At 66.7% G+C, this 10,345-nt stretch carries 9 protein-coding genes; 8 read left to right on the top strand and 1 reads right to left on the bottom strand.

Going from position 1 to position 10,345, the window contains the following annotated elements; genetic code table 11:
• Window positions 1-92: 92 nt before the first annotated feature.
• Window positions 93-1,589: a YdgA family protein gene (locus PMI12_RS11875; protein ID WP_237726083.1), complete on the bottom strand. Its 1,497-nt coding sequence runs from the start codon at window positions 1,587-1,589 to the stop codon at window positions 93-95.
• Window positions 1,590-2,320: 731 nt separating this feature from the next.
• Between PMI12_RS11875 and dksA the strand changes: the two genes are divergently transcribed.
• The 8 genes from dksA to PMI12_RS11830 all read left to right on the top strand — a co-directional run bounded on the left by dksA (window position 2,321) and on the right by PMI12_RS11830 (window position 10,343).
• On the top strand, window positions 2,321-2,947 hold the full coding sequence (gene dksA, locus PMI12_RS11865; protein ID WP_007832472.1) for an RNA polymerase-binding protein DksA: 627 nt from the start codon (window positions 2,321-2,323) through the stop codon (window positions 2,945-2,947).
• A gap of 85 nt (window positions 2,948-3,032) precedes the next feature.
• Window positions 3,033-4,670, top strand: coding sequence for an STAS domain-containing protein (locus tag PMI12_RS11860; RefSeq protein ID WP_237726082.1), 1,638 nt, complete (start codon window positions 3,033-3,035; stop codon window positions 4,668-4,670).
• 55 nt (window positions 4,671-4,725) lie between these two features.
• Complete coding sequence (gene hslV, locus PMI12_RS11855) at window positions 4,726-5,271, top strand: ATP-dependent protease subunit HslV (RefSeq protein WP_007832466.1); 546 nt, start codon at window positions 4,726-4,728, stop codon at window positions 5,269-5,271.
• A gap of 2 nt (window positions 5,272-5,273) precedes the next feature.
• Window positions 5,274-6,602 carry an ATP-dependent protease ATPase subunit HslU gene (gene hslU, locus PMI12_RS11850; RefSeq protein ID WP_007832463.1) on the top strand — a complete coding sequence of 443 codons (1,329 nt, stop codon included), beginning with the start codon at window positions 5,274-5,276 and terminating at the stop codon, window positions 6,600-6,602.
• Between the two features lie 271 nt (window positions 6,603-6,873).
• Complete coding sequence (gene mraZ / locus PMI12_RS11845; RefSeq protein ID WP_012746060.1) at window positions 6,874-7,302, top strand: division/cell wall cluster transcriptional repressor MraZ; 429 nt, start codon at window positions 6,874-6,876, stop codon at window positions 7,300-7,302.
• A gap of 8 nt (window positions 7,303-7,310) precedes the next feature.
• Window positions 7,311-8,234 (top strand): 16S rRNA (cytosine(1402)-N(4))-methyltransferase RsmH, encoded by a 924-nt coding sequence (gene rsmH, locus PMI12_RS11840; protein ID WP_007832459.1) that lies wholly within the window; start codon window positions 7,311-7,313, stop codon window positions 8,232-8,234.
• A gap of 1 nt (window position 8,235) precedes the next feature.
• Window positions 8,236-8,592, top strand: coding sequence for a cell division protein FtsL (ftsL, locus tag PMI12_RS11835; protein ID WP_007832458.1), 357 nt, complete (start codon window positions 8,236-8,238; stop codon window positions 8,590-8,592).
• Entirely contained in the window at window positions 8,589-10,343 is a 1,755-nt protein-coding gene (locus tag PMI12_RS11830) for a peptidoglycan D,D-transpeptidase FtsI family protein (RefSeq protein WP_007832457.1), read from the top strand. Before ftsL ends, PMI12_RS11830 begins: the two co-directional genes overlap by 4 nt.
• The last annotated feature ends 2 nt before the right edge of the window (window positions 10,344-10,345 follow it).

Genomic DNA, 10,345 nt, shown 5'->3' with positions numbered 1-10,345 from the left:
GGCAGGCCTTCGATCGGGCTCTGCGCTTTTTTCGGAGGCCGTCGTGCCCCCACCCCGGCCCTCCCCCAGAGGGGAGGGAGAAACACCGCGGCTTACTTGCCCGCGCTGCCCATGCCGCCCAGCGGCTTGCCGTTGACCTTCAGGCTGCCGTCGCTGAACTCGACCTGGCCGGTCACGTCGTCGCCGTCGCGCTTCACGAAGCCCATGGCCTCGCCTTGCTCGACCAGGCCGGCCACCATTTCGGGCGGGGGCGTCTGGCCGCTCTCGGCGCCGGTTTCGGCCAGCTTCTCCAGCCACTTCATGGGCAGGCGCGCATGGGCCTTGAGTGCGCCGCGCTTCATCATCAGCGCGGTGCCCGGCAGTTGCAGGTCTTCGTCCGTCACGCCGGCCATGCTGACCGTGTAGCCGAGTTCGCCGCGCTTGCCGTCGATCTCGACCAGCATCCTGTCGAGGCCGGCCTCGGGGGCGTACTTGGCCATGGCCTTGAGGTCGGGCGCGAGCTGCTCGGCCAGCGCCTGCATCGCTGCCTGGGAGGCCTTGCTGCCGCCCTTGCCGCAGCCGTTGACGGCACCGGACTGCATCCAGGCGTCGGCCAGCTTCTTGTAGCCGGCGGCATGGATGCGGCGCGCGCTGCTGGTCAGCTCGAACTTGTCGATCTTGGTTTCGCCGATCTTGCCGGCGCCCTTGAGCGTGCCGCTCGACGTGTAGAGGCCGTCCTTGATGCTCGCGTCGGCCAGCAGGTCGATGCCCTGGAGCACGACGGTCGGCAGCGCCTTCGGTGTTTCGGCCGCAGCCGCGCCGTCAGCGGCTGCCTTCTTCTTGATGGCGAATTCGAGGGTGTCGAGCCGGCCTTCGCTCTTGCCGGTGGCAAGGAACCAGCCGGCGCTGCTGTCCATGTCGGCCTTGGCGGTGAGCTTGCCCATCTTCATGGTGATGCCGCTGCGCGCGTCGCTGAAGTCCAGGCCGGGCACGGTGAGGTCGTAGCGCGCCTGGGTGCGTGCTGCGTTCACTTCCACGCGGGCCTGCGCGCCTTGCCAGTCGAGCCGGCCCTTGCCTTCCTCGGCCAGCTTGACGGGCGCGACGGTCAGGTCGGTCGTGACGGCGCCGCTGAAGCCGACCTTGGTGTGCGCGGTCAGGGGCTTTGTCTTGCCGAAGAACTTCTCGACATCGGCCTGCACTTTGGCGTCGAGCACCAGCTCGCTGTCGATGGTGGCCGCCGCCAGCGTGCCGCCGGCCAGCGGGCCGTGGTGGATGGTGTCGCGGATGGTGAGGCGCAACTGCTTCGGCGGCTTGATGCCGGCGTCCTCCTCGTCGTCTTCCTCCGCTTCGTCGCCCTCGGCGGGCTTGCTGGCGACGGCCGCGGCGGCATCGGGCGCGCAGCCGATTTCCAGCGTCACGGTGCTGACGGCGCCGAGGAAGCCGCGTTCGTACTTGCGCTCGGCCACGCGCACCAGCGCGGTCTGCTTCGGCAGCTCGTCGAATGCGGTGTCGTAACGCGACTTGATCTGCGAACCGGCCCACCAGGTGCTGCCGCCGTAGGCGACGGCGATGGCCGCGGCCAGGACTCCCAAAACTGCTTTCTTGTTCAAGGCTTGCTTTCTTTTTGCGAATGATCGGATAAGCCCGGCCGCCATATGGGCAAAGGCTCGGGCCCCGCGCTGCCCCCTCAGGCAGCGCGGGGCGATGCTAACGGAGTTGGCCGGCACGCCAGGACATCGCCCACGCCTGTGAGTTCTCTATACAATCGCGCGCCTGTTCCGGCAGCCATGTCCAGTTCCCATGGGCAAGATGTGACTTCCGGCACGGGGCGCCATACGTTACTGGGGGGCTTTCGGGGGTATAACCCCGGGGTTCGCCGCTGGCGAGCACCCCGACAACGGGGAGCCTGCGTGGCCTGAAAGCTGCAAGGGGCTCCCATGGGAGGAGACACCCAGTGAAAGCGCGTTCCAGTTCGTCCAAGGAGCCAGTCACCGTGAAGAAACCCGCCGCCAAGGCCACGCCAGCACCCAAGCCCGCCGCAAAGAAGGCGCCGGCTGCGAAGCAGGCTGTACCTGCGGCCAAGAAGGTTTCTGCCACCGCACATGGCCCTGTCGCGAAGGAGAAAAGCGCGCCGTCCAAAAAGCCCGCAGCACCACCGGCCAAGGCCGTGACCGCTGCGACCAAGAAGTCCGCCAAGCCTGCAACTGCCGCCACCAGGACCGCAGGCGCGGGCTCATCGTCATCCAAACCCGTCGGCCGCCCTGCTGCCGCTCCTTCTGCTCCCTCGATCCCCATGAAAAAAACGGCTGCCGCCTCCACTTCCGCCCCGGCGACACCCTCGATGCCCGCTCAAACCGCCACGCCCGCACCCGCCGCGCGTGGTGGCCGTGTGTCCCGGCTGTCGCAACTGACCGTGCCCTCGATGCCGCAATCCGTGGCATCGACCGCCGCCAAGTCCAGCTTCTCGCAGGCGCCTTCCAACGCGCTGGTGCCGCCACCGCCACTGGCCGTGAAGAAAGACCCGAAGCTGGCCAACAACTGGAAGACCAAGACGCCCGCCGAGCTGAGCGATGCCGAAGTCATCGCCATGCCCGACGACGAGTACATGAACGAAAAGCAGATGGCGTTCTTCCGCCTGAAGCTCGAAGAACTCAAGCGCGGCATCCTCGAGAACGCCGGCGAGACCACCGAGCACCTGCGTGAAGACACGGTGGTCGTGCCCGACCCGGCCGACCGCGCCACCATCGAGGAAGAACACGCCCTCGAGCTGCGCACGCGCGACCGCGAACGCAAGCTGCTGAAGAAGATCGAGCAGTCGATCCAGCGCATCGACGCCGGCGACTACGGCTATTGCGACGAAACCGGCGAGCCCATCGGCGTGGGCCGCCTGCTGGCCCGCCCGACCGCGACGCTGTCGCTCGAAGCGCAGCAGCGCCGCGAGCTCAAGCAGAAGATGTTCGGGGATTGACACGGGGTCAAGGTAGATAGAAACCAGCGTCTTCGATAGCCTTCGCCGAATGCCAAAGGAAGAATCGGGCCGCCTTTTCTCAAAGGTGGCCAAGTTTGTCCGCAATCCCCTGAAGGATTGGTCGGAGCTGGATGCCCCTGCCGCCGCCTCGACCTCGGACTCCTCGCTGCCCGCCCAGACCTACAGCCGCGAGATGCTGAAGGAGATGATCGAGCGGCGCCAGCGCAACGATTTCGTGCGCCGGCGCGAGTTCGACATGCTGCGCAAGCTGCGCCAGCGCGAAGCTGCGGCCCATGCCTTCGAGGCGACGGTCACGCCGTCCTCGTTCAACCTCAACAGTTCCTCCGAGGGATCGGACGGCCGCGCGCTCACGCTCAAGAAGATCGACGAGATCGAGCAGCAGATGTCGCAGCAGTGGTGGAAGGGGCGGGGCCCGAACGGCGAAACGCTGGTCAACCCGCCGCCCGACGCCGGGGCCGAGACGCTGCCGCCGGTGCATACCGACGAACTGCTGGCCGAGCCTGCCGGACACTTGCCTGTCCCCGCGGCCGCTGAAGCCAGCAGCAGCCCGGCCGCGGCTGCCGGCGACGTGCCGCTGATGTCGTCTCGCCTCGCGCACGACGGCGCGCTGGAAGAAGCGGTGATCCGCTTCGCGCACGGCGACGACACCGGTGCCGAAGCCATCCTCCTGCAGGCCCTGGCCTCCGAGAGCGCGCCGGCCACCGAGGACGGCCACGACAACCCCGCCGCCGAACGCGACGACGGCCGCTGGCGCGCCCTGTTCGATTTGTACCGCGCAACGGGCGATGCCGCGAAGTTCGCGGCCGCCCGCATGCGCTACGCGCAACGCATGCGGCGCATGGGCCCTGACTGGGTGTCGCTCGAAGAGCTGGCCCGCAGCGTCAAGGCCGTGACCGCCAGCGAAGAGGCCGCCGAGGCGGCTGCCGAAGGCGGCGCCGCCCATGCCGATTGGACTTGCCCCGCGCGCCTGGCGCGCGAAGGCCTCATGGAGCTCACCCGTGCGCTCTCGAAGGCGGGCGCGGTGTGGACGCTCGACTGGCGCGGGCTGCACGCCATCGAGCCCGAGGCGGCCGCGCCGTTGCGCGTGCTGTTCGCCCACTGGGCCGGTTCGCCGGTCCAGCTGCGCTTCATGGGCACGGCGCAACTGCTGGCCGTGTTGTCCGAGGCTGCGCCCAACAACGAGCGCGGCACCGACGACGTCTGGTGGCAACTGCACCTCGCGGCGCTGCGCATGATGCATCTGCCCGACGACTTCGAGCTGGTCGCGCTCAACTACTGCATCACCTACGAGGTGTCGCCGCCCGCCTGGCAGGACCCGTGCGGCGAGTGCACCACGCTGGCCGCGCCGCCCGCAAGTCGGTCCAACTCGGTCTGGTCGCTGCTGTCGGTCGGCGGTGATTCCGAGAGCTTCCCGTCCACCGACAGCGGTTTTGCCGCGCTGGCGGGCGACCTGCGGGGAGAGTCGCTGTCGAACTGGCAGCGGCTGGACAACGACCTGCGCCACACCACGGCGCCCGTCATATCCTGCGCGGCGCTGCTGCGCATGGACCTGGCCGCCGCCGGCACGCTGCTGAGCTGGGTGCGTGCGCGCGATGCCAACGGCGAGCGCGTGCAGTTCGTCGACGCGCATCGGCTCATCGCCGCGCTGTTCAATCTGGTAGGCATTGCCGATCACGCCACGGTGGCGGTTAGAAAAAACTAAACCGGTACCGCTTCTCGGCGGTTGCATTGCCGCCGCACACCCCCAGATGGCTGCGATGGAACAGTTTCACGGCACCACCATCGTGAGCGTGCGCCGCAAGACCCCCCAAGGCGACCAGGTCGCCATCGGCGGGGACGGGCAGGTCACTCTCGGCAACATCGTCATCAAGGGCACGGCGCGCAAGGTGCGGCGGCTCTATCACGGCAAGGTGCTCGCCGGCTTCGCCGGCGCCACGGCCGATGCCTTCACGCTCTTCGAGCGTTTCGAGGCCAAGCTCGAAAAGCACCAGGGGCACCTGACCCGGGCGGCCGTCGAGCTCACCAAGGACTGGCGCACCGACCGCGTGCTGCGCAAGCTCGAAGCCATGCTCGCCGTGGCCGACGCGACCACCTCGCTCATCATCACCGGCAATGGCGACGTGCTGGAGCCCGAGGACGGCGTGATCGCCATCGGTTCGGGCGGCGCGTATGCCCAGTCGGCGGCCAAGGCACTGATCGAGAACACCGAGCTCTCGGCCGAGCAGATCGTGCGCAAATCGCTGGCGATCGCCGGAGAAATCTGCATTTACACGAACATGAATCACACGGTGGAAGCGCTCTGACCATGTCCATGACCCCCCAGGAAATCGTCTCCGAGCTCGACAACCACATCGTCGGCCAGCCGGCCGCCAAGCGCGCGGTGGCCATCGCCCTGCGCAACCGCTGGCGCCGCCAGCAGGTCGACGACAAGCTGCGCCACGAGATCACGCCGAAGAACATCCTCATGATCGGCCCCACGGGTGTGGGCAAGACCGAAATTGCCCGCCGCCTCGCTCGCCTGGCCGACGCGCCCTTCATCAAGGTCGAGGCCACCAAGTTCACCGAGGTGGGTTACGTCGGCAAGGACGTCGATTCGATCGTCCGCGACCTCGCCGAGATCGCGGTCAAGCAGACGCGCGAATCCGAGAGCATCAAGGTGCGCGCGCGTGCCGAAGACGCCGCCGAAGAACGCATCCTCGATGTGCTGCTGCCCCCGGCGCGCGGCGCCGACGGCGCAACGCCTGCGCTGGACGGCCCCAGTCCCACGCGCCAGGCGTTCCGCAAGAAGCTGCGCGAGCATCAGCTCGACGACAAGGAAATCGAACTCGACCTCGCCGAGGCCCGCGCCCCGCTCGAAATCATGGGCCCGGCCGGCATGGAGGAAATGACCGAGCAGCTGCGCGGCATGTTCGGCCAGCTCGGCGGCGGCAAGCGCAAGACGCGCAAGCTCAAGATCGCCGAGGCGATGCGCCTGCTGATCGACGAAGAGGCTGCCAAGCTGGTCAACGAGGACGAGATCCGCGCGCAGGCCATCACCAACGCGGAGCAGAACGGCATCGTCTTCATCGACGAGATCGACAAGGTCGCCACCCGCAGCGAAGCCCAGGGTTCCGACGTGTCGCGCCAGGGCGTGCAGCGCGACCTGCTGCCGCTGGTGGAAGGCACGGCCGTGACCACCAAGTACGGGGTGGTGCGCACCGACCACATGCTGTTCATTGCGAGCGGCGCGTTCCACCTGAGCAAGCCGAGCGACCTGATTCCAGAGCTGCAGGGGCGCTTTCCGATCCGCGTCGAGCTGCAGTCGCTCTCCGTGTCGGACTTCGAAAGCATCCTCACGCAGACCCGCGCTTCGCTCGTGAAGCAGTACCAGGCGCTGCTCGCCACAGAGGGCGTGACGCTCGAATTCACGCCCGAGGGCGTGAACCGGCTGGCCGCCATCGCCTTCGAGGTGAACGAGCGCACGGAGAACATCGGCGCGCGCCGCCTGTCGACCGTGATGGAGCGCCTGCTGGATGAGGTAAGCTTCGACGCGACCCGCCTCGAAGGGCAATCGATCCGCATCGATGCCGCCTACGTCGACGAGCGCCTCGCGGCACTAAGTCACGACGAAGACCTTTCGCGCTTCATCCTCTGAAGCCGCTTCTCCTCCCCCTGTAACGGGGGAATCCTTCACGCATCACTTTCACTGCGTGGGCTAAGTACTTCATTCTCAACGAAATTCGCCGATTCCGAGGATTTGGAATCGGCGCTAAGTCGTTGATTCCATTACAAAAAATAGCCCAAACGGCCAGTTGCTTCTGAAGTGTTTCCTGCTACAGTGCAAAAAAGTGCAGTTAAGTGGGAAAAAGTGCGGGTAGTGCCTCTTTCAGGTGCCGCAGCACTCCCAAAACAGGGGTTTCGTGGTCGTGTTTCAAGGCGCTTCATCGCTCAGTCTGGATGCCAAGGGGCGGCTCTCCGTGCCGACCCGGCACCGTGACGTCCTGAGCGCGACGGCAGGCGGCCAGCTCACGATCACCAAGCATCCGCACGGATGCCTGATGGTGTTCCCCCGTCCCGAATGGGAAAAATTCCGCGAGCGCATCGCTGCGCTGCCGATGTCGGCGCAGTGGTGGAAGCGCGTCTTCCTGGGCAACGCCATGGACGTCGAGATGGACGGCACCGGCCGCATCCTGGTGTCGCCCGAACTGCGCGCGGCCACCGGCATCGTGCGCGACACGCTGCTGCTGGGCATGGGCAACCACTTCGAGCTGTGGGACAAGGCCACCTACGAGGCCAAGGAGGCCGAGGCCACCCAGGGCGAGATGCCGGATGTGTTTCAGGACTTCGCGTTCTGAGGGCTCACGTGAACACCGCATGGACCCATACGACCGTCTTGCTGAACGAGGCGGTGGAAGCCGTTCTTTCCGGCAGCACGGCGGCAACCGGCACCTACGTGGACGCCACTTTCGGTCGGGGAGGGCATGCGCGTGCAATTCTCTCCAGGCTGGCGCCGGAGGGCAGGCTGATCGCATTCGACAAGGATGCAGAAGCAGTGGCCGAAGCAGCGCGCATCTCCGATGCGCGTTTTTCCATCCGCCATCAGGGATTCCGCTCGCTGGGCGAATTGCCCGATGCGAGCGTCGACGGCTTGCTGATGGACCTGGGCGTGAGTTCGCCGCAGATCGACAACCCGGTGCGCGGTTTCAGTTTTCGTTTCGACGGTCCGCTCGACATGCGCATGGACACCACGCGCGGCGAGAGCGTGGCCGAATGGCTGGCAACGGCCGAACTTCCACAAATTGCAGAGGTGATCCGTGACTATGGCGAAGAACGGTTTGCTGTTCAGATTGCAAAGGCGATTGTTGCTCGCAGACAAGAACGGGGCGCAATTTCAACCACCACCGAACTGGCCGAGCTCGTGGCTGGCACGGTCAAAACCCGCGAGCAGGGCCAGAACCCTGCAACGCGCACATTTCAGGCTTTTCGGATTTTCATCAACGCCGAGCTTGAAGAGCTGCAACAGGCGCTAGAGGCCAGCCTGTCCGTGCTCAAGCCCCACGGGCGGCTCGCGGTGATCAGCTTCCATTCGCTGGAAGACCGCATCGTGAAGCAGTTCATCGCCAAGCACTCGAAGGAGGTCTACGACCGCCGTGCGCCGTTTGCCGCCCCGAAGGTCATGAAACTGCGCGCCCTGGAGCGCATCAAGCCCTCCGACGCCGAGGTAAGAGGCAATCCGCGCTCGCGCAGCGCCATTCTTCGCGTCGCCGAACGCACCGAGGCGCCCTGACATGGCGCGCATCAACCTGCTCCTGCTGATGGCCGTCATTGCGACGGCGCTGTACCTCGTGCATACGCAGTACCTCTCGCGCCAGCTCTATACCGAGCTCGATCGCGTGCAGCAGGATGCCCGCCGCCTGGAAACCGACCGCGACCGCCTGCAGGTCGAGAAGCGCGCGCAGGCCACGCCGCTGCGCGTCGAGAAGCTCGCCAAGGAGCAACTGCAGATGCGCACCACCTCGCCGGCGATCACGCAGTACGTGCGTCCCGACGGCACGGTGATCCCGGCCGTTGCGCCCGTGGCGCCCGCACCCGCCCCACCCAAGCCGGCCACGAAGCCGGCCACCGCAGCGAGGGCCGCACGATGAGCCGGGGCAACCGCAGCGTGCGCTACACCACCAGCCCCTTGCTCGCGAGCAAGACGCCGGTGTGGCGCAGCAAGTTCATCGTTGCGGGCATCGCGCTCGGCTTTGTCATGCTGGCGGGCCGGGCGGCCTACGTGCAGGTGCTCAACAACAGCTTCTTCCAGCGGCAGGGCGAAGTGCGCTTCGCGCGCACGCTCGAACTGCCGGCCAACCGCGGCCGCATCCTCGACCGCAACGGGCTCATCCTCGCCTCCAGCGTGGTGGCGCCGAGCATCTGGGCCATTCCGGAGGACATCGAGCGCGATGACCCCGAGGTGCGCGCCAAGCTCAAGCAGGTCGCCAAGCTGCTCGAGATGCCGCAGAAGGACTTCGACAAGAAGCTCGAGGACGAGGACAAGACCTTCGTCTGGATCAAGCGCCAGGTCGACGAGCCCGTCGCCAAGCAGATCGCGGCCCTGAACCTCAAGGGCATCTACCAGCGCAAGGAATACAAGCGCCAGTACCCCGAGGGCGAGGCCGCTGCGCACGTGGTGGGCTTTACCAACGTGGAAGACAACGGCCAGGAGGGCATCGAGCTCGCGTTCAACAAGGAGCTGGCCGGCAAGGCCGGTTCGCGCCGCGTCATCAAGGACCGCCTCGGCCGCGTGGTCGAGGGCGTGGGCGAGACCGTGCCACCGCTCGACGGCAAGGACATCCAGCTCAGCGTCGACAGCAAGGTGCAGTTCTTCGCCTACCAGAAGCTGCGCGACGCCGTGACCGCGCGCAAGGCCAAGGCCGGCAGCGTGGTGGTGCTCGATTCCGTCACCGGCGAAGTGCTGGCGCTGGCCAACTACCCGAGCTACGTGCCGGACAAGCGCCAGAACCTGACCGGCGAGCAGCTGCGCAACCGCGCGCTCACCGACACCTTCGAGCCCGGTTCGACCATGAAGCCGATCACGGTGGGCATGGCGCTGGAAGCCGGCCGAGTGAAGCCCTCGACGCTGATCGAAACCAGCCCCGGCCGCTTCCAGCTCGGCGGCTTCACGATCAGCGACACCCACAACTACGGCACGCTGACGGTGGAAGGCGTGATCCAGAAGTCGAGCAACGTCGGTGCGCTCAAGATCGCCCAGAAGATGACCCCGCACGAGATGTGGGACACCTACACCGCGCTCGGCTACGGCCAGAAGCCGCAGATCCAGTTCCCCGGCGCCGTCACGGGCCGGCTGCGCCCGTGGAAGACCTGGAAGCCGGTCGAGCAGGCCACCATGGCCTACGGCTACGGCCTGTCGGCGTCGCTGTTCCAGATGGCGCATTCGTACACCTCGTTCGCACACGACGGCTCCATCATTCCGGTGACCATCCTGAAGAATTCAGAGGCGCCGGTCGGCGTGCGCGTGTTCTCGCCGTCGAATGCGCTGGCGGTGCGCAAGATGCTGCAAATGGCCGCCGGCCCCGGCGGCACCGGCACGCGCGCGCAGACGGTCGGCTATTCCGTCGGCGGCAAGTCGGGCACGGCCCACAAGCAGGTCGGCAAGGGCTACGCGAGCAACAAGTACCGGGCCTGGTTCACCGGCATGGCGCCTATTGAGAAGCCCCGCATCATCGTCGCCGTGATGATCGACGAGCCGAGCGACGGCCAGTATTTCGGCGGCGTCGCCGCGGCCCCCGTGTTCAGCGAAGTCGTGCAGCAGACCCTGCGCATGATGAACGTACCGCCCGATCTGGCGGTCAAACCGCTTGTGATGACGCAGGGCGTCGACGAGAGTTTCTGAAC

Origin of the sequence: Variovorax sp. CF313, from assembly GCF_000282635.1 — a bacterium.
Classification (GTDB): Bacteria; Pseudomonadota; Gammaproteobacteria; order Burkholderiales; family Burkholderiaceae_C; genus Variovorax.
Note: the sequence above shows the minus strand (reverse complement) of the source record. Positions and strands in the feature narration are given on the sequence as shown.

Coding starts and splice junctions, on each gene's coding strand:
- dksA (WP_007832472.1), top strand. CDS start 2,321: ATGCCCGCTCAAACCGCCACGCCCGCACCCGCCGCGCGTGGTGGCCGT.
- hslV (WP_007832466.1), top strand. CDS start 4,726: ATGGAACAGTTTCACGGCACCACCATCGTGAGCGTGCGCCGCAAGACC.
- PMI12_RS11830 (WP_007832457.1), top strand. CDS start 8,589: ATGAGCCGGGGCAACCGCAGCGTGCGCTACACCACCAGCCCCTTGCTC.
- hslU (WP_007832463.1), top strand. CDS start 5,274: ATGTCCATGACCCCCCAGGAAATCGTCTCCGAGCTCGACAACCACATC.
- ftsL (WP_007832458.1), top strand. CDS start 8,236: ATGGCGCGCATCAACCTGCTCCTGCTGATGGCCGTCATTGCGACGGCG.